The following is a 22,443-nucleotide window of genomic DNA, read 5'->3' on the forward strand; positions in this document are numbered from 1 at the left end:
AGCTCTGTTTTGCGGGTACGACAACGTGCGTCAGCGGGTAGAACCGTTGATCGGATATTAACGGTGAATATTGTCAGTTATTCGCGTGGGAATAATCAGTGTCCTTCCAGGCCATTTGCGCAGCACAGCGTGGGAATACGCCAAAAGCGACCTGGAATGTCGCGTCTGTAACAGGGTTTACTGCGGCCTTGGTGTGCGCACTTCGTAACCGGCCAGGAACAGGTCGATGGCTGACTCGATCACGCTGGCCTGGCAGGCGGCGTCGAGCACAGGTTGGCCCAGGGTGATCTGCGGCCAGAACGCGAATGCCTTGAGCAGGCTTTGTATCTGGTGGGCGGCGAAGGCGGGGTCGGTGCAGGACAGCCGGCCGTCTTCCTGCGCGGCGCGCACCCACTGGGTGAAGCCTTCTTCGCGCTTGCTCAGGCGGTTGACCATGTCTTGTGCGCGTTCCGGCGAATGGATGGTGGCGGCAATCGCGACACGGGCCAGGTCGAGGAAGTTGGCGTCCGACATCATCAGCATCTTGGCCTCCAGTAGCCCGCGCAATTGCTCGCGCAGCGGGCGGTCGCTGGCGTAGCTCACGTCCAGTTGGGCAACGCTGCTGGCCCACAACTGGTGGAGGATTTCGGCAAACAACTCTTCCTTACTGGGGAAGTGGTTGTACACCGTGCGCTTGGAAACGCTGGCGGTGGCGGCGATTTTGTCCATGCTGGTGACCTCGAACCCATTCGCGCGAAACTCGGTAATAGCGGCAGCCACAATGGCTTCGCGTTTACGATCGGTGAGGCGCAGAGGTGCAGTCATGGTCGGCTCTAAGGCTCTAAAAGGAAATTACACTCGGTAGTTTACTTGCTCAGGGTTTTGTTGCAATCTAGAAACTACACTGTGCAGTGTAGTTAGTCTTCGCAGTGTCTTTTATGAGCCGACCCCGGAGTCACTCTGCAATGGCCACGATTTCAACCCGTCTCGACCCCGCGCCGGCTGCGCCAAAGGCTGCCGAGCAAGCGCCAGGGCAATTCAGCAACGATGCTCCAGTGCAGCAGGGTGGTTTTGGCAAAACCTTGCGCATTTTCTGGAACATGCTGTTCAACAAACCACGCAGCACACGCCCGGTAGGCAAGATCCCGGTGCAACCGCTGACGCGTGAGCAGTTGTTGGCAGCACCCGATCACAGTGTGTTTCGCCTGGGGCATTCCACTGTGCTGCTGAAAATGCGCGGCAAGTTCTGGGTCACTGACCCGGTATTTGCCGAACGTGCCTCGCCTTTCAGTTGGGCTGGGCCAAAGCGCTTTCATCAGCCGCCGATCAGCCTTGAAGAGTTACCACCTCTGGAAGCGGTGATTCTTTCCCACAATCACTACGACCATCTTGACCGCAACGCGGTGATCCAACTGGCCGACAAGACCCGCTATTTTCTTGCGCCGCTGGGCGTGGGCGACACGCTGGTCAAGTGGGGTGTGGATGCCAGCAAAGTCCGGCAACTGGATTGGTGGGCAGGCACCGAAGTCGAGGGCATCCGGTTTATCGCCACACCGGCCCAGCATTTTTCCGGGCGTGGCCTGTTTGATGGCAACCAGACCTTGTGGTGTTCCTGGGTGATGATCGACGCCGCGCGGCGGATCTTTTTCAGCGGCGACACCGGTTATTTCGACGGCTTCACACGCATCGGTGAACAATACGGCCCGTTTGATCTGACGCTGATGGAAACAGGTGCTTACAACGTCGACTGGCCCCATGTGCATATGCAGCCTGAGCAAACCCTGCAAGCACACATCGACCTCAAAGGTCGTTGGCTGCTACCGATCCACAACGGCACTTTCGACCTGGCCTTCCACGCCTGGCACGAACCGTTTGACCGCATCATGGCCCTGGCCTGGGAGCGCAACGTGGCGATTACCACGCCGGCGATGGGGCAGGCGTTCAGCCTTAGCCAGCCGGAGCGCGGGCATGCGTGGTGGCTGGAGGTGGAAACTCAAGGTGTAAAAGAACACGCAGCGGGTTGAAACGTTGCCGCCTGGAAAAAGGATTTTCAGGGTGTTTCAGGACTGCGACAAACGCCAGATGAGAGTGCGATGATCCCGCGCAATCAATTGTCGGAGGTCGGGTTTTGATGGAAAAAAACTGTAGGGAGCATTGGCGATCAGGGATGCCGTGTCGCCCAGGGCTTTCCTTGCCTGTGACGGAGGAGGCGGGCAGCGTGGAGCCCGCGGCCGAGTCCGTTTATGCTAAACCCGAGAATCTGAGCCGCGCAGGTATCGTCTTCGGCGCGGCGCAAGTGGTTGGCGCGGCGCCCATTCCTGGCTACAACGCGCCGGCCCTACCGGCAAGACCTGCGCGGGATCCCGCGTTATCACTCGCAGCTTTAAGCGGTATCGACCCTACTGGGCCGGTCATGGTGGAAGTCCCCCTGGTACTGAACAACACCAGCTTCACCGCTTCACAGATGCTATCGGGTTGGCGTATCGGGTTCGCTGACCGCTATGTGCAAGGCGGTCATCGAGAGGCCGTCGAACACAGCGAAGCCTTGTGTGCAGCCTTCGACCTTCTGCGCCAGGCCGGTGCGCACTTGGTGCCAGTGGACGCGCGTCGTGAAGACAGCAGCCTGCAATTTTCCCTGCAAAGCAATGAAATCGACGACCTCATGACCGCGCATCGCCTGGATGCGCTGGTTTCTGGCAGCGAAAGCGTCGCGTTTCATCGTGCCTGCATCAGCGGCTATCCGTCGCTTTGCGAACCGTTGGGAGATGGGGCGAAACTGTGGTTTTACGGCGCACAATGGTCGCGTGATGCATTGCCGCTGTTGTTGCATGCCTATCGCCAGGTCAGCGCCTGCGCGTCAAAGAACTCGTAACAACTACAGGAAGTGCTGAACCCTCCTACGATGTGAGCAGAGACTGCCTGAGGGTCTTTAACACCTGGGGTTTTTAGAATGGCGGACTTGATCCCGCATGAATTCTGAACTCAGGAGAGACCTTTATGACGGTTGCTTACGGCATCTATTCGATGATCCGCCAGGCTGCGCAAACCTTGCCGGCGCAGACCTCGCCTGTAGTAGAAACGCCAATGGCTGCAAAGCCCGTGGCGCCAGAGACTGCATACGCAAGCGTTCGCGAGCTGGGCGAACAAATGGCTCGGCCGCACGGGCTTACGGCGGTTGATCTGGTGAACTTCCTGCAAGAGCGTATCCGCACGCTGGACCCTCAACTGTGCTCCGTCATCGAACTCAACCCTGAGGCACTCGAGGTCGCGCGCGAACTGGACCGTGAACGCGCCAGTGGCAAGGTGCGCGGCCCGTTGCATGGCGTACCCATTTTGCTCAAGGACACCATCGAAACGACTGGCATGCAAACCAGTGCAGGTGCGTTTGGTCTTGTGGGGGCGGCTGCCGGCAAGAATGCTGCTCTTGTCGATTACCTCATCCAGCAAGGGGTGGTGATCCTGGGTAAAACCAACATGAGCGAACTGGCCGGCTTTCGCGGTGGCCCCGATGGCTGGAGTAGTCGGGGAGGGCAAACCCTTAACCCTCACCGTGCGGGTGCCGACGTCGGTGGCTCCAGTTCGGGGTCTGCCGCAGCGATAGCGGCCGGGCTGGCACCCCTGGCGGTCGGTGCAGAAACCAATGGTTCGATCATCGTACCGGCGGCGCTCAATGGTGTGGTGGGGCTCAAACCCAGCGTTGGCTTGTTGGATCGCAACGGGATTATTCCCGCCAGCCGCCGACAAGACACACCCGGCCCCATGGCTCGTTCGGTGTATGACGTTGCGTTGATGCTCAATGCCATGTCCGGCAGTGACCCTGGCGATCCCGAAAGCCTGGGCGCCCCTCAAGGCATCGACTACACCAAACTGCTGGTGCCAGGCGCGTTGAAGGGCAAGCGTATCGGTTATCCCGCGACCTTTACGTTCAACGGTGAAAGTTTGCCGGTGGACAACAGCCCGCAATTTAGCAAGACACTGCAAGTACTTCGTGAGCAAGGCGCTACGTTGTTACCGATCAACCTGCGGCTGGCAGATGCTTCACGCTACGACGAACTGTTGCTCTCGGATGTAAGGGAAGAACTGAATGCCTACTTGGCCAAGCGTCCGGGCCTGCCGGTCACATCATTGGCCGAGTTGATAACATTCAATGAAACCCGTGATGGTACTGAGACGGATCACCAATCTGTACTCAAGAAGGTCAACGCAGCCACTCTCACACCGCAGCAACGCAAAACGCTGTGGGACGCGCTTATCCAGGATTTTCGCAGCAGCGTGGATGACCCGATCAAGGAGAAAAACCTGCATGCCATAGTGTCGGACTACGATACCAACAGTTACTTCGGGGTTGCCGCAGCAGGTTACCCAGGGGTCACCGTACCTTCTGGGACGAGTGAGGACGGCCTGCCTACCAGTGCCTACTTCTTCGGTACTCGCTGGTCGGAACCCACCTTGCTGGCAGTGGCTTATGGGTACGAGCAGGCGGCCCAAGCCGGTGTAAAACCCGAGCTTTAAATGACGCGCTGCGTGCTGCAAATCTCGCGTATTACACTCAAAGCCATGGAGAGCAAGCATGGCCTACAAAATACACATTATCGGCGCTGCAGGTGCCGGTACCTCGACCTTGGGCCAGGCTCTGGCCAAACGCTTGGGCGTCGCCTATTTCGACTCTGACTATTTCTACTGGCAACAAACGTCAGAGCCTTTCACGGTCGCCCGGCCCAAGGATGAACGCATCCGCCTGTTGCAGGAACAGAGTGCCGGCCTTGAGGGCTGGGTACTGTCCGGCTCACTGTGCGGCTGGGGCGATGCGATGATCGCGCAGTTCACCCATGTAGTGTTCCTGCGGTTGGACCCACATGTGCGCCTGCACCGCTTGCAACTGCGCGAAGTGCAACGCTACGGCGAACAGATCCTGGAGGGCGGCAGCCGCCACGCCAACAGCATCGCATTCCTGGCCTGGGCCGCCCGTTACGACGGCGGCAACCACAGCCTACGCAGCCTGCGTCGGCATGAAAGCTGGTTGAAACCGCTGACCTGCCCGGTGCTTCGGTTGGACTCTACGCACCATTCGGCTGAGGCGTTGGTGAGTCATTTGATGCCGCTGCTGAGCCCATCAACCGCGAGATGAGGCCAGGTGCCGCGAGCTCGGCAGGGGCGGCTGCAAACTTGCGTGCGCTCATCCCCCAGCCCGGGGCAAACCCTGGAAAAAACACCAGGCCTTCAGCCTCCAGCCGGAACGCGAGGGCTAACCGAGCTTCATCCTCCACCTCACCCAGGCTTTCAAAACGCTGAACCACCTCCACCGCCAGCCCGGCCTGGCGGGCCAGGTCTTCACGGCTCCAGCCCAGCATCACACGGGCCTGTGCGCTGTGTTTGGCGGTGAATTGGTGCAGGACGATCTGCTGTTCTACGAAAGAGCTCATTGCCAGAGAGGACATGGGGTTTCTCCAGGTTCGACGGGGGAAGGCAAACTATACTGTGTTTTTGTACAGTTGTTTGCGCCGTTCATCAACTGGATTTTTTATCGGGGGTTCACTTGCCCTATCCAGAAGGACAGTGGACGTTGCAAAGCTCGCACGCCGATAGCAAGATCTGCGGACCGATTGAGCTGACGAGAGAACGACGCTATGTCTATTTCCGAAAGTGATTGGAAGAAATTCAAAGGCTTGAGGGCATTGGCCCTTGATCGGTTTTGCCTCGGTGTCCTGGCGGATGCCAGGACTATCAGTGAGCACGGTGCCTTGTCCGCTCACGCCCGGTACGGAATGCTGTATGGCGTGATTCATGCCCGCAACAAGGATATGGCCGATATGTTCGACTATTACAGTCGCTCATCAACCTATCCGTGCTTGGCATTGATGGTGCACCATGACCTGTTGACCGACGCCGAGTTGGCAATACTCAGCGAAGAAACGCTTGATGCCATCAGCTATGCCGTCAGGCAGCCTTATGAACTTGAGTGGGTTGAGGAGCAATTGCCCGGCGAGTAAATAGGGCACACTTGGCGTTGATCACTTTGCGCAGGAACACAGTGTGCTGACATTTAATTGCTCACAAGCCGGCAGCGACTTTTTCAGCCGTATTCACAAGGGTAAGAAAATTACCCCAGTTGAAAAACCACCGATACCGAGCGCCGAGGGTCTTGCGCTGCACACAGACCCTAACCAGTGGCTGGTCCATGCGGCAATAGTTAAGCGTAAGCATGTGCTGGTGGCGACGCATTTGAAGACGCGCTATAGCATGCTGTTCTTCGATATGAAAAAGGCCGATGACGCGGGTTTTGTGAAGACATTTGCCCATCGCTGGATCGATGGCGTGATGAATGTAGCGCTGAAGTGTGGCGTGCTGGACATACTCTCGCCGTCCGTTTGTGATCCGCTGCTGAGCGGCTTGGGGAGCACTTATTGCTTGTACCAGCGCAGCGACCGCAGCAGCCAGGGCCAAATCAATGAAATCCTGCGCGTGTTTAAATGGGACGCTGAAGGTTTCGACTTTGTGAAGCAGCCGTGGAGTGCGAGACGCTATGACGAAGCCATCAATCGTACACCCAGAACCATTCCCGGGATAAAGGGCTATGGTTGGCCAGAGGAAGAAATGCTGATTCACTGGCTGACAGCATTTGGCGGGATAGACGCGGCCACCGCCCGAGCTGCACGCGAACAATACCGGCAAGCTCAGCGATCACGCGCCCTTGCCTAATGCTCCTGCATTCCCGGTGCCTCACGAATGATCAAGTGGTCCAGGTTCTCGATATTGGCGCTGAACACCCCGAATGTCTGCTCGGGGTTCTTCTTGCTCGGCACCTGTTTAAGCGTTGGCGTCACCCCGTAAAAGAAGCAATACAAGGCCCGTTCGCTACTGGCGGCCGCCTTGATCTGCTCCAGGAACGCCGTGCGCTTGCGGTAGTTCTCGATGAGTTTTTTGCTCAGGTAGACATTCACTGAATAAGGCTTTTTGTCGAGCCACACCTTTTTTTCGAAGTCGATGCGAAAGCTGCTGGTGTAATCCTTGATCGCTTTGATCTTGCCCCAGTAAATCAGGCCTTTATTGTCTTGCAGGTATTCGATTTTCTTGAAGAACGTCCAGTAATTCGCGGAGTGTTCGCCAACCTTCAGCGGCATGGACTTGAGCTTGTCCTTGTCGTCGATATTCGACACATAGCACTCGACCGGGTGTGCGAAGACGCTGGTTTTGTCCGGGGTTGTGTCGCTGCTGATGTGGGATGAACGGGTACTTGTCGAAGGCGCCTTCGCCGAATCTTGTGGGGCTCTTCCCTCGCTGCCGACAAGCGCAGTGTTGCGCGGGTACTGACGCCGGGTCAGTACAAATTCCGATGGGAAATTGTCTTCGCGCTCGTCGTCACTTTCACCGGTTGCCGTCTTATGCGTGCTGGCATAGCGGCAGCCGTCGATATGCCGGGTGCTGGTCTTGTTCTTGAAATGCGGCGTGCGCTGATAATTGACGTTTTTCGCGTTGAACGTGCTCAGCGTATTGCCCGTTTCGAATGCTGCGCGGCATTCATCGTTGGGGCACAGGAAGCTGTCCTTATCGGAGTCGAAGTCGGCGGTTTCGTCGAAATTCAGGTCTCGAACGTCGTAGATCGACAGCTTGTCGTCGAGACTCAGGCTGTAGGCCGTGTCGAATTTCATGGGGCTCGGGTCCGTGAGATGAATGGCTGGATACTACGCAAATACCAGAGATTACGGAGAGCAAAATGTGGGAGCTGGCTTGCCTGCGATAGCGCCGTGCCAGTTTGAACATCCTAACCTGACACACCGCTATCGCAGGCAAGCCAGCTCCCACATTAGGTAAGCGGTGTGCCAGCTACACGTCGGCCGCTCAAGAAACACAAAGTGCCGCCCATCGCAGTGAGTGCACCCAACGCATAGAACATGCTGGTCGGCGCAGCGTTGATCAGCAAATAGCCGCAAATAACCGGGCTCATCGCTCCGCCAAACGCCGCCAGGTTTTGTGCGCCGTAATAACTGCCGCGCAATGCGTCTGGGGCGATGGTGTCGATAAACAGGAATTCCGACGGGTAAATGATCATCTCGCCCAAGGTAAACACGAACATTGCCAGGCACCACGTGAGCAGACTGTGAGCCTGGCTGAAACCGACCAGCCCGGCAATGAACAGCAACGTGCCCAGCACGATCCAGTAGCGCAACTGTTCGCGCTTGAGAAACCGGCCAATCTGGTACTGCATCACAATCACGGTGATGGCGTTGCAGGCCAGCACTGCCGACAGAATCTTCAGCGCCTCGGCGGGTTTGTAGGCCACCAGCAAAAACTGCGACAGATACAGGGTGTAGCGCCCGTGGACAATGGTGCTCAACAGGCTGCCACTGGTGAACAGGATCAGCGTGCGGTCGCTGCGCAACGTGCGCAGCGTGCTGAGGAAGCTCAAGGGTTTGTGGCTGTCATCGCGCTGGGTCGGTGGGATGCCGATCATCAGGAACAGGCTGCCAAACGCAATGGCGCTGGCGATCAAGAACGGCGCCAGTTGCATATGCCCGGCAATCACTACACCGATCATCGGCCCAGTGGCGTAGCCAACATTGGTCAGGGTGTAACGCAGGGAAAACACCTTGGCGCGATCACCCACCGGCAGGTTCTCGCTGATGATGGCTTTGGAGCCGATCAGGAACAGCGCCGAGGCGGCTTCGGTAATGACCAGGGTCAGGGTGGTGAGATAGAGGTTGCTGGCGAACGTCAGCAATAGAAAACCGATGGAGCTGGAGAGCATGGCCAGGATCAGCAGCTTGCGCTTTTCCAGGCGGTCGATGATGTAGCCGCCATACAGGCCCAGCAACGTGGCGATAAACACGGCAATGCCCATCAACAGGCCGATGTCCTGCTGGTTGAGGCCCAGTCGGGTACTCAAGAGCAAGGCCAGCAAGGGGCTGGTCATGGCGCGGCTGACCACGATGGTCACCGAGCAGATCATCAGGCGGCGAATTACCAGGGAATAGGTGGCCACGGTGGGGGCGAGCGTCCTTGTTATTGCTTCAAGACAACACAGATCTACTGTGAGAACAGATCAACAGTGAACACAGAGCCAATGTGAATACAGAGCTAATGTGAATACAGAGCTAATGTGAATACAGAGCTAATGTGGGAGCTGGCTTGCCTGCGATAGGGGTGGGTCAGCTTGAGTATTTCTCACTGGCCCACCGCTATCGCAGGCAAGCCAGCTCCCACATTTTTAGATCCTGTGTTTATTGGCCGGCATTGATGCTGATTTTTTCCACCGCACCTTGCTCCAGATCCCACTTCTTGAGGATCTTGCCGTAGGTGCCATCCTCAATCATGCCCTGCAGCGCTTCACTGATCGCCGTCACCAGCTCAGTGTTGCTCTTCTCAATCCCCAGCCCCGTGAACTGCTTGGAAATCGCCAGGCCCACCGGCTTGTACTTACCCTTGTCCAGCGCCATCAGATAAGGAATGGTCTCGCTGCCCTGCATCGCCGCATCCAGACGGTTCTGCTGCAACTGCGCGCGCGCATCTGCCGAGCCTTCGGTGCCGATCACCACAATGGCTGGCTTACCGGCCGCTTCGCAGTTTTCCTTGCTCCATGCGGCAATCTCCGACGGCCAGGTGGTACGGCGGCTGGTGCCGACTTTTTTACCGCACAGGTCAGTCAATGCCTGAAGGTCTTCACGCTTGGCCAGGGTGTACAGCTGCGGGCCACTGGTGAAGTAGTCGATGAAGGTCACGGCCTTCTGGCGTTCGGCGGTGTCGCTCATGCCCGACAGCACAATGTCGACGCGCTTGGTGGTCAGGCCGCTGAGCATCTGCTCGAAGCCGGTTTCCTGCCACTTGATCTTCACACCCAGGCGCTCGGCCAGGGCATTGCCCAGGTCAAAGTCCAGGCCGGTGAGTTTATTGGTGGCGGTGTCCTTGAAATCCATCGGCGGGTAGTTCGGCACGATGGCCGCGCTGATCTCGCCTTTTTCCTTGATTGCTGCCGGCAATGCCGCGAATACACAGGTGGAGGCCATCAGGCCTGCGAGCAACGTGGGGATAAACAATTTTTTCATGGGGGCGTTCTCGTTAGTTTTTTAGTTAAGTGCGAACGGCAGAAATAAAGCTTTGGGTACGCGGGTTTTGTGGGCTTATTAGAATTTCTTCGGGGCTGCCGGCTTCCACAATCTGGCCAGCATCCATAAACACCATGCGGTTGGAGACTTCGCGGGCGAAGCCCAACTCATGGGTGACCACGATCATGGTCATGCCGGTGGTGGCCAAATCACGCATCACCGACAGCACTTCTCCCACAAGCTCCGGGTCGAGGGCTGACGTGGGTTCGTCAAACAACATCAACTTGGGGCGCATCGCCAAGGCGCGAGCAATAGCCACACGTTGTTGCTGGCCGCCGGACAATTCCACCGGGTATGCATTGCGCTTGTCCGCCAGACCCACGCGGGCCAGCAACTCCAGCGCATCTTCGATGGCTTCCTTGGGCGAGCGCTTGAGCACCTGCACCGGGCCTTCGATGATGTTCTGCAACACGGTCATATGCGGGAACAAATTGAAACGCTGGAACACCATGCCGGTGGCCAGGCGCTGGCGGGCAATCTGCGATTCATTCATCTCATGCAGCTTGTTGCCGACCACCCGGTAGCCGACCAACTCACCGTCGACCCACAGGCCGCCCTTGTCGATTTTTTCCAGCTGGTTGACGCAACGCAGCAGGGTGCTTTTACCCGAACCGGACGGGCCAATGATGCACATCACTTCGCCTTGCTCGACCTCGATATTGATGTCACGCAGTGCGTGATACTGGTCGTAATACTTGTTCAGGTTGACGGCCTTGACGATGCTTCTCATGGGGCAAATCTCCTCAACCCAAACTTACGAACGCTTGCCGGCGCCGCGGGCAAAACGACGCTCGAGGCGGCTCTGACCAAATGAAAGAACAGTCACCACCGCCAGGTACCAGATGCCGGCCACAATCAGCAGCTCCATGACCCGCGCGTTGGCGTAGTAGATGTTTTGCGCGTTGTGCAGCAGCTCCGAGTACTGGATCACGCTGGCCAGGCTGGTCATTTTCACCATGCTGATGAACTCGTTGCCTACAGGCGGAATGATCACCCGCATGGCCTGCGGCAGAATCACCCTACGCAATGCTTGTAGGCTCGGCATACCGATGGATTTGGCGGCTTCATACTGGCCCGTGTCGACCGAGAGCAAACCGGCGCGCACCACTTCGGCGGTGTACGCGCCCTGGTTGATGCTGAGGCCGAGCAGGGCGGCCACGAACGGCGTCATCAGGTCGACGGTGTCGATGCTGAACAGGCCGGGAATCGCGATCACCGGGAAAATCAGCGCCAGGTTGAACCACAGCAGCAGCTGCAAAATCAGCGGCGTACCGCGGAACAGCCAAGTGTAAGTGATGGCCACATAACGCAGGATCGGGTTGGCCGACATGCGCATGATCGCCGTGATCACCCCGATCACCACACCCAGCGCCATCGCCAAAATCGACATGACAATGGTATTCACCAGCCCCCAGAGGATGGCCTCAGACGTGAGGAACTGGCCGATGTAGGACCATTCGATCTGGCCATTGGCAAATGCGCGCAACAGCGCGGCCAGGGCGATCACGATCAACGTGGCAAAAAACATCCGCCCGTAATACCGCCGCGGCACATGCTCGTACTGCGTAATATCGAACTGGTTCTCGGACAACTTGCGCTCGGCTTCCAAGCGCTCCGCCGGGGTTTGGTTCATGGTGCTACTCCAAAAAATATAGGTGTTGCACGATCGTTCCCACGCTCTGCGTGGGAATGCATCCCGTGACGCTCCGCGTCACCATTGCGCAGAATTGGAGCCATGCAACGGGACGCGGAGCGTCCTAGGCGGCATTCCCACGCAGAGCGTGGGAACGATCAGATTCGGAATCCGGTGTAACTCTCAGCCCATTTTTGCTGAGCCGCCAACGCCAGCTTCAACCGCCCAATCTGCTCCCGCACCCGCTTCGGCGCCGTGCCACCCCAGCCACTGCGCGCCGCAATCGCCGCCTCCAGGGTCAGGCACTCACGCACTTCAGGCAGCAACCTCGCATCCACCTGCGCCAACATCGCCGGCGAGGCTTCCCACAACTCAATCTCCTGCTGCTCACAGGCCTGCACCAACGCGCCGGTAATCTCATGCGCCTCTTTAAACGGCACGCCACGGGTAGCCAGCCAATCCGCCACCTCAGTTGCCAAGGTGAAGCCCATCGGCGCTTGCCTGCGCAGCTCCTCCACCTGCACCTTCATGGTCGCCACCATCCCGGCCATCGCCGGCAGCACCAGCAGCAAGGTGTCGACGCTGTCCAACACGCTGTGTTTGTCTTCACTCAAATCGCGGTTGTACGACAGCGGCAACGACTTGAGCGTCGACATCAACCCGGTCAGGTTGCCAATCAAACGCCCAGCCTTGCCCCGCGCCAACTCGGCGATGTCCGGGTTCTTTTTCTGCGGCATGATCGAGCTGCCGGTGGCGTAGGCATCGTCCAGCACCACCCAGTGAAACTGGCGCGACGACCACAGGCAAAACTCCTCCGACAGCCGCGAAATATTCACCCCGAGCATGCCCGCCACAAACAGAAACTCCGCCACATGGTCACGGCTGGCCACGGCATCAATGGAGTTTTCGCACGGCCCGGTGTAACCCATTTCCTTGGCCGAATGTTCGGGCTGGCGCGCAATTGCGGAACCGGCCATTGCCGCCGCACCCAACGGCGACAACGCCGTGCGCGCATCCCAATCCACCAACCGTTGCACATCACGCAACATCGACTGGGCGTGGGCCAACAAGTGATGGGCAAACACAATCGGTTGCGCCTGCTGCAAATGGGTAAAGCCCGGGCAAATGCTGTCGACGTGCTGCTCGGCCTGCGCCACCAACGCCTGCTGCAAACCCAACACCTCGGTGGTGATGGTGCGCGCATGGTCGCGCAGGAAAAGGCGCAGGTCATTGGCCGTTTGATCGTTACGCGAACGCCCGGCGCGCAACTTGCCGCCCAAGGCGCCCAGGCGCTCGGTCAATACGCGTTCGATAAAGGTGTGTACGTCCTCGTCATCCAGGGTCGGATGCAGGCGCCCGGCGGCGAAATCGTCACCGATACGGTCCAGGGCCTCGAGGGTGCGCAAGGTCTCCGACTCATCCAGCAAACCGGCGCGCTGCAACTCACGGGCATGGGCACGCGAACCAGCGAGGTCGTAGGGCGTCAGGCGGAAATAGCGCTCAGGGCAACGCGACAACGCGGCCAAAGCAGCAGACGGGCCGGTCTTGAAACGAGCGCCCCAAAGGCGATCGGTGGGCTGGGACATCGGTATTCCTCACGCTTGTTTTTAGAAGAGTCGGAGGCAGTAAAAATAAGATTTCAACTAGACTGAACCAGCGTCTGACGCGCCGTATTCAAGGTTGCCAAGGGCGGATGTTTATGTTCATTATCGCCGCCTGGCTATGTTCAAGGACTGGGTTGAAGCCTGTTGAATATGGCACTTGAGGTCAACGCGTATTATGGAAACCCCACTTTCCACTTCTGGAAACATACCGCCAAAACCCGGTACACGACCGCCCCTGCAACTGAGCGGGCTGGACTTCAAACTGCTGCGCGTGTTCATGGCCGTGGTCGAAGCCGGCGGCTTCAGCGCGGCGCAAAACGAGCTGAATGTGGGCCTGGCGGCCATCAGCAAACAGATCTCCGACCTCGAAATTCGCATTGGCATGCGCCTGTGTACGCGGGGCCGCGAAGGGTTCGGCCTGACCGAAGAAGGCAAGTTGGTGTATCAAGCGTCCATCGAGTTATTTACCTCGGTGGACAGTTTTCGCGACAAGCTTAGTTCGGCGCAAAACGAGCTTATTGGTGACCTTAGTGTCGGTGTAATTGATAACACCGTCTCCGACGTTAATTCGCCGCTAATTACCGCGTTAGGGAAACTACACAGCGAATCGCCAAAAATTAGATTGCGCCTACATGCCTCGCAACTCGACGAAGTTGAACGCGGCGTGGTGGAAGGGCGGCTGATCGTCGGCATCGTGCCGGTGTACCAACGCCGAGAAGAATTCGACTACTTCCCCCTCTACGAAGAAAAAGCCCACGCCTACTGCGCCGTAGGACACCCGCTGTTCAACGCGAGCGACATCACCCCAGACGTGCTGCGCCAATACGAAGTGGTCAACCACCGGTACGCGATCCACCGCGACAAAGCCAACTTCGTCACCTACGACAGCCAGTCCGCCTCGGCCTCACAGGTGGAAGCCGTCGCCATCCTGATCCTCACCGGCCGCTTCTTAGGCTTCCTGCCGGAACACTACGCCGCGCCATTGGTCAGGGAAGGGCGCCTGCGCGCACTGTGCCCGGAACAGGTTTACCTGAGCACGACATTCAACCTGATCCTGCGCCACAACGCGCCGAGAAGCCCGATGGTGAAAGCGTTTGCAACGGCGCTGGGCGTGGACCTGAAGACGCCGGCCTAAGCGTCAACAAAGCTCAAATGTGGGAGCTCTCGAGCCCCAGCGAGGCAGCGATGGGATCGCCTCGGTCAACCTGCCGACCCCACCTACCTGCATCACCTCTCAGTAAGCCATTAACGTTTTTGGCGCGAAGAGTGAATTTTTTATCAAATTCAAATGCTCTTTGGTGTTTTCGTGAATGCAGGGTATGACCAGCGGTTCGACCCGTAACGAAATGTATATCCCGTTGACATATCCAGGCTGTGGTGTAGCGTTGCGATATTAAACGATCACTAGAGGTAGGCCATCATGGACCAAGGTTCTGTATTCCAAAGCAACCGCAGCCAAGCGGTACGTTTGCCAAAAGCTGCTGCCATGCCGGACGATGTAAAGCGCGTAGATGTTATTTCTATCGGAAGAGCCAGAATCATCACCCCAGCCGGTGAGTCATGGGACAGCTGGTTTGATGGCGAGGGGGTCACGCCTGACTTCATGACCGACCGCGAGCAACCAGCGGAACAAGAGCGGGAATCTTTTTAATGCTCAAGTTCATGCTAGATACCAACATTTGCATCTTCACCATCAAAAACAAACCCCAACAGGTGCGTGAAACCTTCAAAAGGCACCATGGCCAACTGGGTATTAGTACAGTGACCCTGATGGAGTTGATTTACGGTGCTGAAAAATCAGCTAACCCGGAGCGAAACCTCGCCGACGTAGAAGGGTTTGCTGCGCGCCTGGAGGTTTTAAAATACGACCAAGACGCCGCGATACATACTGGGCAGCTTCGCGCAGAGCTGGCTAGAGCGGGTACTCCGATAGGTCCCTATGACCAGATGATCGCCGGGCATGCCCGTTCGCAGGGTCTGATTTTGGTCACGAATAATCGACGCGAGTTCGACCGCGTGCCAGGATTGCGGGTAGAAGATTGGGTGTGAGCTGACCTCTTGGCACCCATGCTAAGTGCGCTATCCAGCCTGACGCCGATCAACCTGTGGGAGCTCTCGAGCCCCAGCGAGGCAGCGATAGGATCGCCTCGGTCCACCCGCCGACCCCACCCACCCGCATCACCGCTGCAACTTGCCCTGCTTCTTCTTCGAATGAAAATGCCGAAAATGCGCATCCTGCGCCGCCGCCAGCAACTCCCGATCCCCACGCGTATCGCCCCAGGCTCTTAGCCGATACTCGCCCAAATCCCCATACACCGCCTCAAGCCGCAGCACCTTGTTCTCACAACGGCAATTATTCCCCGTGAGCTTGCCCGTCAACACGCCGTCGACCACCTCAAGCTCAGTGCCAATCAATTTGATCCCCAGCCGATTCGCAAACGGCTGCAACACCAACGCCGGCGACGCCGAACACAGCGTCACCACCGCCCCGGACTTCACCTCATCTTCCACCGACTGCAAGCCCTTGGGGCGCATCAACTTGGTCCAATAACGCTGGCAATACGCCTCAGCCTGCTGCTGCACCCACACCTTCTCCACGCCCGTCATAAAGGTGCGGATCAACTGCGCCTTCAACTCATCCCGGCTGATCTGCTGCAGCAAAAAGCGCAGCCCCGGCACGGCGAGTTTGACCATCCGGCCATAGAACTCGCCGGGGCCAAAGGCGAATTTGAGGAAGGGCACGAAACTGTCGTGGTGGGTGAGGGTGCCGTCGAAGTCAAAGACGGAGAGTACTTTGGCGTCGATGGGGCCGGCTTCGAGCATGTCTGGGTTCACGGGTTGGCCTCGGTCCTATCTAGTGTTTTTTGAGCGTTCATCAGGTGTGACCACTGGAGTTTACTCCCGTGCCAATCTTCCGACTTTGGAGTAAAGCCCCTCAGTGAAAGCCTCCCGGTCACTCGACCGGTGACAACGCTGATGGCAATTGGGGCACAAGGCTACAGCATTGGTCGTGCGATCCGAACCCTTCTGGGCGAGGTGCTTGACGTGATGTACTTCAAGAAATGGCTGGCCATCAACTCCAGCGAAAGGTGCTGGCAAGTCGCAACCTTCGCAGATCCCATTCGCAAACTGTAGAACCAGCTTTCGTACATGCTCTGCGCGTGCGTAAGAAAGACTGACAGTAAACAACTGCCGTGGATTCAGAATGCCTTGTGGCTCGATTACAAGGAAAGGCTTCGAAAAAGTCGGGCGCTCGCCGGGCAGTGGCTTATCTACGGCTGCCAGACCAAGCTCAGCGTGCAGGCCAGGTTTTGTTGCTAGCACCTTGCGAATACGCTCACTCACTCCGGCACCGATGTTTTTCGCAGGCATATAGCCAGTGATACGTTGCAAACCCAGCTGTTCAAATACCGCAGAGATATTCTGCATGCGATATTCAATTGACGAAGCGCTGCGCAGGTTGAGTGGCCCCTCTCGCAGTAACCGGTTCTCATCTGATTTTTTAAAGGCTTGACCACTTCGTTCAAGGGTCCACATTTTCAGATAGGCATCGACGGACGCTTCAAGCTCCTGATCGCTCCATCCGGTATTACCTTTTTTCGTATCCATACAGCCGCCGAGGGTAGAAAACCCTCGGACGATACTGAGTAGCCATTATTGCGTCTACGAAATTTCCTACGAGTCGGTGGGACTTGCCGTTCGTTTGCGTCAGTAAATTCGCTGCTTTATTCGGAAAACTTGGGTGAGCTTTCGCCACCATGGAGTCTTTATGGTCTCCCTCCGGTGCGTCCGGTTAACCAGTAGATACGGCATATCCCGAAGCCTTATCCAGCCTTCATCTTGCCAATGCAACAGGTTCAACGACATCTCCGGCCAATCCAACATGCTCAACAACGGTCGTTCCACCGTTCGTGGCTGACGCTCGTCCCTCAACATTGGAACCACTTCATGAGTGAGCCAACTACGCAGCAGGCGGTTTCCGGGTGTGTAGTGATAGACCAACAGCGCGTAAGCACCGGATTCGCTGATCATCAGCATTTCTTCGGGCTGACCGTGGAACAGCAGTTTTAGAGTTCTTCGTTGGTCTTCATCGAGCTTGCGAGTCGTGCGCTCGTCTAAGAACCACCCCATCAAACGTCCAAGGTCACGCGCACAGAACCACGCTTGGTTTTCTAGAAGGAGGGCATGTAATTGAAGATTATGACGAGTAAAAACTAAGGCGATTGAAAGCTCGGATGTGAGCATACCTTCAGCGTTAGGCAAGTTGAGTAGATATTGGCTAGACACTTCCTATGACCTCTACGTGATTTACAGAAGGGTGGGAACCCAACGTAGAGAGCGGGTTTTAAGAAACTCCAACTTGCTTGGCCTCGATACAGTATTCATTCCGCATGATTAGCCATGCGATTTCTTGACTGTGTGAGTGAGGCTAGCAGCTACGTTGGGCGTTTCTTAGGCACCGGTAGACGAGACTATTCAGCATCGAAATTCGTATCAACCTTTCTATGGATGATTTTGGTGTAAGACGGCTCCTATACAGATCAAGGGAGCATAAAAAAGCCCTGAATAATTCAGGGCTTCTTAATGTTGCTTGGCTTAGGAATCAATCCCAGCTCAACGCACCACCCGTCTGATACTCGATCACACGAGTCTCAAAGAAATTCTTCTCTTTCTTCAAGTCCATGATCTCGCTCATCCACGGGAACGGGTTAGTCGTCCCTGGGTACTCTTCTTTCAGGCCGATCTGCGACAGACGACGATTCGCGATGAACTTAAGGTAATCCTCCATCATCGCCGCATTCATGCCCAACACCCCACGCGGCATGGTATCCCGCGCGTACTCAATCTCCAGCTGCGTCCCCTGCAAAATCATCTGGGTCGCTTCTTCCTTCATCTCGGCATCCCACAAATGCGGGTTTTCGATTTTGATCTGGTTGATCACATCGATACCGAAGTTCAGGTGCATCGACTCGTCACGCAGAATGTACTGGAACTGTTCTGCCACGCCGGTCATTTTGTTGCGACGGCCCATGGACAGGATCTGGGTGAAGCCGCAGTAGAAGAAGATGCCTTCCAGGACGCAGTAGTAGGCGACCAGGTTGCGCAGCAGTTCCTTGTCGGTTTCGACGGTGCCGGTTTCGAATTTCGGATCGGAGATCGAACGGGTGTATTTGAGGCCCCAGGCGGCTTTTTTAGCGACCGATGGGATCTCGTGGTACATGTTGAAGATCTCGCCTTCATCCATGGCCAGGGATTCGATGCAGTACTGGTAGGCGTGGGTGTGGATCGCTTCTTCGAAGGCCTGGCGCAGGATGTACTGGCGGCACTCCGGGTTGGTGATCAGGCGGTACACGGCCAGCACCAGGTTGTTGGCAACCAGGGAGTCGGCGGTGGAGAAGAAGCCGAGGTTGCGCATGACGATGCGGCGTTCGTCGTCGGTGAGGCCTTCGGGGTTTTTCCACAGGGCGATGTCGGCGGTCATGTTGACCTCTTGCGGCATCCAGTGGTTGGCGCAGCCGTCGAGGTACTTTTGCCAGGCCCAGTCGTACTTGAAGGGCACGAGTTGGTTGAGGTCGGCGCGGCAGTTGATCATGCGCTTTTCGTCGACGGCGACGCGGGCGGCGGAGCCTTCCAGCTCGGCGAGGCCTTCGGCGACGTCGAGTTTGTCGAGGGCGGCCTTGGCGCGCACGATGGCGGCGGAGTCATTGGCGGTGACGGCGCGGGCTTCAATGGCGGCGGCAGCGCCGGCACCGTCGAGGCGGTCCATGTTGGCTTCGGTGGCGTGGCCGGCGTTGGCGCCTTTAGCGGCTACTTCGCCTTCTTCTTCTTTGTCGAATTCGTCCCAGCTCAGCATGACGTGTCGTCTCCTGCGTGAGGGCTCAAAGGTGCCCGTGTGAAACCGGATGGTTGGGTGTTCACACGGCCCTGAGGCCGCGGTGGATCTTAAGGAATCGTTTGTTGCAACAGCTCGCGCAGGCAAATAAACGGAATAGGGTTACGGGTTCTGCTTGAGGCTTGAGGTGCGCAGCGACAGGCGCGTGCTTGCGCGAAGGCCTCAGGTCTGGCTCTTCATCCCGGTGTAAAGGGATATTGCAGGCCCGATTTACCCGCGCATTATAGGGAAAAAATCGGCTTTGTGTTGCGGCCGATGGTCACGATGAAGGGCCAAAATGCTGTGGTTTTCGGCCAGAGCGTGTGTTTGCAAGGCTTTGCTGGGGTAGGAATTTTTTGACGGGCGGTGGGATAGTTTTTGTAGGGCTGTGGGAGGGGGAATTGAGGAGGGCTGTAGGGGGTGTGTTTGGCTGGGATCGCCATCGCAGGCAAGCCAGCTCCCACATTGGGGTGGCGGTGGGCCAGAGGGCGGTCCTTGGCCGCAAGAACGATTTCTTGCGGCGACCAAGATCCGGGTTTAAATCTTACTGAAAAAGTTATTACCCGTTAGAGCAACCATTGCCCATCACTTGATAATTAAGAATATGACGCTGACCTTGCGAGTCTTCATATTCCATTTGTACCGGTACAACGTTGCAGACATCAGGGATGTTGCTCATGGACAATACTTTGGCCACATCCAAGTGTGTGCTGTAGGTGTAATCTTCAACAATCGGGGCGTTCTGGCCGGCCAGCTCGGTCGGGGCCTCATCGGCCAGGGCGGCGGTGGCGCACAAGCTGCTGAGGGCCATAACTACGAGAGCTTTCATTACTGTATTTACCTTCTTCAGGGCGAAAGGGGTCACGGGGCCCTTATGAGGCCGCGTGTGTAACTTAAGAGTTGGGAAGTTCGGATTAACGTTGCCTTCGTGGGGGCTGTTACGGTGTTAATCACGTTGCCTTGTTGGCGGAGTTGATTTTAGGCCTGTGGGTTTTATTCATATACCCGTGCTTTTGATAAACACTATTGGCGGTTTTTGTAACAATCCCGTGGTAAAGGTTTTTTCATCAGGCGCCAAAGCCGCGCAGGCCTTGGGCCAGAGCCCTGAAAGGGCATAGCAGGGCATTTTGTAGGGGCTTGTTACTACCATCGTCGAATGGTTCTATGGGGGCGCCCCGGCTACAACAGGGCATACAAAAACAACTATTGTCACCGAGGTAAGAAAGATGAGTGCGGCTTCCCTGTACCCCGTTCGCCCCGAAGTAGCAGCCAACACGCTGACCGACGAGGCGACCTACAAGGCCATGTACCAGCAGTCGGTGGTCAACCCCGATGGCTTCTGGCGCGAGCAAGCCAAGCGCCTTGACTGGGTCAAGCCTTTTACCGCGGTCAAGCAGACCTCTTTCGACGACCACCATGTCGACATCAAATGGTTCGCCGACGGTACTCTCAACGTTTCCTACAACTGCCTGGACCGCCACCTCGCCGAGCGTGGTGATCAGGCTGCGATCATCTGGGAGGGCGATGACCCTTCCGAAAGCCGCACCATCACCTACCGCGAGCTGCATGAAGAAGTCTGCAAGTTCGCCAACGCTCTGCGCGGCCAGGATGTGCATCGCGGCGACGTGGTGACTATCTATATGCCGATGATCCCCGAAGCCGTGGTCGCCATGTTGGCCTGTACCCGCATCGGTGCGATTCACTCCGTGGTGTTTGGCGGTTTTTCGCCGGAAGCCCTGGCCGGTCGCATTATCGACTGTAAGTCGAAGGTGGTGATCACCGCCGACGAAGGCATCCGCGCCGGTAAGAAAATTCCGCTGAAGGCCAACGTCGACGACGCGCTGACCAACCCGGAAACCAGCAGCATCCAGAAAGTCATCGTGTGCAAGCGCACCAATGGCAACATCAAGTGGAACCAGCATCGCGACATCTGGTACGAAGACCTGATGAAAGTGGCGGGCACTGTGTGTGCGCCTAAGGAGATGGGCGCCGAAGAAGCGCTGTTCATCCTTTACACCTCTGGCTCCACCGGCAAGCCTAAAGGCGTGCAGCACACCACTGGCGGCTACTTGCTGTACGCGGCCCTGACCCACGAGCGTGTGTTCGACTACCGCCCAGGCGAAATCTATTGGTGCACCGCCGACGTCGGTTGGGTCACCGGTCACACTTATATCGTCTATGGCCCGCTGGCCAATGGTGCGACCACGCTGTTGTTTGAAGGTGTGCCGAACTACCCGGATATCACGCGGGTCGGCAAGATCGTTGACAAGCACAAGGTCAATATCCTCTACACCGCGCCGACCGCGATCCGCGCGATGATGGCTTCAGGCACTGCTGCCTGCGAAGGTGTGGACGGCAGCAGCCTGCGTCTGCTCGGGTCGGTGGGTGAGCCGATCAACCCGGAAGCCTGGGATTGGTACTACAAGAATGTCGGCCAATCCCGTTGCCCGATTGTCGATACCTGGTGGCAGACCGAAACCGGCGCCACCCTGATGAGCCCGCTGCCGGGTGCCCACGCGCTCAAGCCGGGCTCGGCGGCACGCCCGTTCTTTGGTGTGGTGCCGGCGCTGGTGGACAACCTCGGTAACATCATCGAGGGCGCTGCCGAAGGCAACCTGGTGATCCTCGATTCATGGCCGGGCCAGGCGCGCACGCTGTATGGCGACCATGACCGTTTTGTCGACACTTACTTCAAGACCTTCCGTGGCATGTATTTCACCGGCGACGGTGCGCGTCGCGATGAAGACGGCTACTGGTGGATCACTGGGCGTGTGGACGACGTGTTGAACGTGTCCGGCCACCGCATGGGCACTGCCGAGATTGAAAGCGCGATGGTTGCGCATCCTAAAGTCGCTGAAGCGGCGGTGGTGGGTGTGCCGCATGACATCAAGGGGCAGGGCATCTATGTGTATGTCACGCTCAAGAATGGCGAAGAACCTAACGAAGCGCTGCGCCTGGAGCTGAAAAACTGGGTGCGCAAAGAGATCGGGCCGATTGCCTCGCCGGATGTGATCCAGTGGGCGCCGGGCTTGCCGAAGACGCGTTCGGGGAAAATCATGCGCCGGATTCTGCGCAAGATTGCTACGGCTGAGTATGACGGGTTGGGGGATATCTCCACCCTGGCCGACCCAGGTGTGGTGGCGCATTTGATTGAGACGCACAAGACCATGAACGTCGCGTAAGGCGGGCTGGGTAGGATAAAGCCCCATTCGGCGTGAGCCGGGTGGGGCTTTTTTGTGGGGTTTGATTTCGATA

23 protein-coding genes are annotated in these 22,443 nt (G+C 57.4%); 10 read left to right on the forward strand and 13 right to left on the reverse strand.

Annotated features, from left to right (window positions below; all coding sequences use genetic code 11):
- Positions 1-177: 177 nt before the first annotated feature.
- Positions 178-804 carry a TetR/AcrR family transcriptional regulator gene (locus tag HBO23_RS22365; RefSeq protein WP_099550477.1) on the reverse strand — a complete coding sequence of 209 codons (627 nt, stop codon included), beginning with the start codon at positions 802-804 and terminating at the stop codon, positions 178-180.
- A 140-nt stretch (positions 805-944) separates the two neighbouring features.
- Between HBO23_RS22365 and HBO23_RS22370 the strand changes: the two genes are divergently transcribed.
- From HBO23_RS22370 to HBO23_RS22385, 4 genes are all read left to right on the forward strand, one after another.
- Positions 945-2,003 carry an MBL fold metallo-hydrolase gene (locus HBO23_RS22370; protein WP_170039800.1) on the forward strand — a complete coding sequence of 353 codons (1,059 nt, stop codon included), beginning with the start codon at positions 945-947 and terminating at the stop codon, positions 2,001-2,003.
- A 194-nt stretch (positions 2,004-2,197) separates the two neighbouring features.
- Positions 2,198-2,851, forward strand: a complete 654-nt coding sequence (locus tag HBO23_RS22375; RefSeq protein WP_237498834.1) for a hypothetical protein — start codon at positions 2,198-2,200, stop codon at positions 2,849-2,851.
- A gap of 125 nt (positions 2,852-2,976) precedes the next feature.
- The gene (locus HBO23_RS22380) at positions 2,977-4,491 is read left to right on the forward strand and encodes an amidase family protein (RefSeq protein WP_170039802.1); all 1,515 of its coding nucleotides are present in this window, start codon (positions 2,977-2,979) and stop codon (positions 4,489-4,491) included.
- A gap of 58 nt (positions 4,492-4,549) precedes the next feature.
- Positions 4,550-5,107 (forward strand): AAA family ATPase, encoded by a 558-nt coding sequence (locus HBO23_RS22385; protein WP_170039804.1) that lies wholly within the window; start codon positions 4,550-4,552, stop codon positions 5,105-5,107.
- On the opposite strand, the gene HBO23_RS22390 is transcribed toward HBO23_RS22385, so the two are convergent.
- Entirely contained in the window at positions 5,037-5,417 is a 381-nt protein-coding gene (locus tag HBO23_RS22390) for a hypothetical protein (RefSeq protein ID WP_017137866.1), read from the reverse strand. The two genes, HBO23_RS22385 and HBO23_RS22390, sit on opposite strands and share 71 nt — an antisense overlap.
- Positions 5,418-5,606: 189 nt before the next feature.
- Between HBO23_RS22390 and HBO23_RS22395 the strand changes: the two genes are divergently transcribed.
- Entirely contained in the window at positions 5,607-5,969 is a 363-nt protein-coding gene (locus HBO23_RS22395) for a hypothetical protein (RefSeq protein WP_017137865.1), read from the forward strand.
- A gap of 43 nt (positions 5,970-6,012) precedes the next feature.
- Positions 6,013-6,678 (forward strand): hypothetical protein, encoded by a 666-nt coding sequence (locus HBO23_RS22400; RefSeq protein WP_099550482.1) that lies wholly within the window; start codon positions 6,013-6,015, stop codon positions 6,676-6,678.
- Here HBO23_RS22400 and HBO23_RS22405 read toward each other — a convergent pair.
- The 6 genes from HBO23_RS22405 to argH all read right to left on the reverse strand — a co-directional run bounded on the left by HBO23_RS22405 (position 6,675) and on the right by argH (position 13,298).
- A complete protein-coding gene (locus HBO23_RS22405; RefSeq protein WP_170039806.1) occupies positions 6,675-7,628 on the reverse strand; it encodes a hypothetical protein in 954 nt (317 codons plus the stop codon). The genes HBO23_RS22400 and HBO23_RS22405 overlap by 4 nt on opposite strands.
- A gap of 155 nt (positions 7,629-7,783) precedes the next feature.
- The gene (locus HBO23_RS22410) at positions 7,784-8,959 is read right to left on the reverse strand and encodes an MFS transporter (protein ID WP_017137862.1); all 1,176 of its coding nucleotides are present in this window, start codon (positions 8,957-8,959) and stop codon (positions 7,784-7,786) included.
- Between the two features lie 238 nt (positions 8,960-9,197).
- A complete protein-coding gene (locus HBO23_RS22415; RefSeq protein ID WP_170039808.1) occupies positions 9,198-10,019 on the reverse strand; it encodes an ABC transporter substrate-binding protein in 822 nt (273 codons plus the stop codon).
- Between the two features lie 25 nt (positions 10,020-10,044).
- The gene (locus HBO23_RS22420; RefSeq protein WP_017134648.1) at positions 10,045-10,809 is read right to left on the reverse strand and encodes an amino acid ABC transporter ATP-binding protein; all 765 of its coding nucleotides are present in this window, start codon (positions 10,807-10,809) and stop codon (positions 10,045-10,047) included.
- Positions 10,810-10,833: 24 nt separating this feature from the next.
- The gene (locus HBO23_RS22425) at positions 10,834-11,712 is read right to left on the reverse strand and encodes an amino acid ABC transporter permease (RefSeq protein WP_017134649.1); all 879 of its coding nucleotides are present in this window, start codon (positions 11,710-11,712) and stop codon (positions 10,834-10,836) included.
- A 158-nt stretch (positions 11,713-11,870) separates the two neighbouring features.
- Positions 11,871-13,298 (reverse strand): argininosuccinate lyase, encoded by a 1,428-nt coding sequence (gene argH / locus HBO23_RS22430; RefSeq protein ID WP_170039810.1) that lies wholly within the window; start codon positions 13,296-13,298, stop codon positions 11,871-11,873.
- Between the two features lie 193 nt (positions 13,299-13,491).
- Here argH and HBO23_RS22435 point away from each other — a divergent pair, with 193 nt between their 5' ends.
- From HBO23_RS22435 to vapC, 3 genes are all read left to right on the forward strand, one after another.
- Positions 13,492-14,451, forward strand: a complete 960-nt coding sequence (locus HBO23_RS22435) for a LysR family transcriptional regulator (RefSeq protein WP_170039812.1) — start codon at positions 13,492-13,494, stop codon at positions 14,449-14,451.
- A 285-nt stretch (positions 14,452-14,736) separates the two neighbouring features.
- Entirely contained in the window at positions 14,737-14,967 is a 231-nt protein-coding gene (vapB, locus tag HBO23_RS22440) for a type II toxin-antitoxin system VapB family antitoxin (protein ID WP_017134652.1), read from the forward strand.
- Positions 14,967-15,365 carry a tRNA(fMet)-specific endonuclease VapC gene (gene vapC / locus HBO23_RS22445; protein WP_017134653.1) on the forward strand — a complete coding sequence of 133 codons (399 nt, stop codon included), beginning with the start codon at positions 14,967-14,969 and terminating at the stop codon, positions 15,363-15,365. The genes vapB and vapC overlap by 1 nt, the downstream gene beginning before the upstream one ends.
- Positions 15,366-15,494: 129 nt before the next feature.
- Here the strand turns inward: vapC and HBO23_RS22450 are convergent, their stop codons facing one another.
- The 5 genes from HBO23_RS22450 to HBO23_RS22470 form a co-directional block, all read right to left on the reverse strand.
- Positions 15,495-16,139: an HAD-IB family hydrolase gene (locus HBO23_RS22450; protein ID WP_170039865.1), complete on the reverse strand. Its 645-nt coding sequence runs from the start codon at positions 16,137-16,139 to the stop codon at positions 15,495-15,497.
- Positions 16,140-16,211: 72 nt separating this feature from the next.
- Positions 16,212-16,925 (reverse strand): HNH endonuclease signature motif containing protein, encoded by a 714-nt coding sequence (locus tag HBO23_RS22455; RefSeq protein WP_170039814.1) that lies wholly within the window; start codon positions 16,923-16,925, stop codon positions 16,212-16,214.
- Between the two features lie 99 nt (positions 16,926-17,024).
- Positions 17,025-17,561 carry a Bro-N domain-containing protein gene (locus HBO23_RS22460; RefSeq protein ID WP_170039816.1) on the reverse strand — a complete coding sequence of 179 codons (537 nt, stop codon included), beginning with the start codon at positions 17,559-17,561 and terminating at the stop codon, positions 17,025-17,027.
- A gap of 358 nt (positions 17,562-17,919) precedes the next feature.
- Positions 17,920-19,170, reverse strand: a complete 1,251-nt coding sequence (locus tag HBO23_RS22465; protein ID WP_017134657.1) for a ribonucleotide-diphosphate reductase subunit beta — start codon at positions 19,168-19,170, stop codon at positions 17,920-17,922.
- Positions 19,171-19,747: 577 nt separating this feature from the next.
- Complete coding sequence (locus HBO23_RS22470) at positions 19,748-20,017, reverse strand: DUF2790 domain-containing protein (protein WP_017138434.1); 270 nt, start codon at positions 20,015-20,017, stop codon at positions 19,748-19,750.
- A gap of 397 nt (positions 20,018-20,414) precedes the next feature.
- On the opposite strand from HBO23_RS22470, the gene acs reads away from it, so the two are divergent.
- The gene (acs, locus tag HBO23_RS22475) at positions 20,415-22,370 is read left to right on the forward strand and encodes an acetate--CoA ligase (RefSeq protein WP_056861684.1); all 1,956 of its coding nucleotides are present in this window, start codon (positions 20,415-20,417) and stop codon (positions 22,368-22,370) included.
- Positions 22,371-22,443 lie beyond the last annotated feature (73 nt).

This window comes from Pseudomonas sp. WS 5532 (assembly GCF_012985445.1).
Classification (GTDB): Bacteria; Pseudomonadota; Gammaproteobacteria; order Pseudomonadales; family Pseudomonadaceae; genus Aquipseudomonas; species Aquipseudomonas edaphica.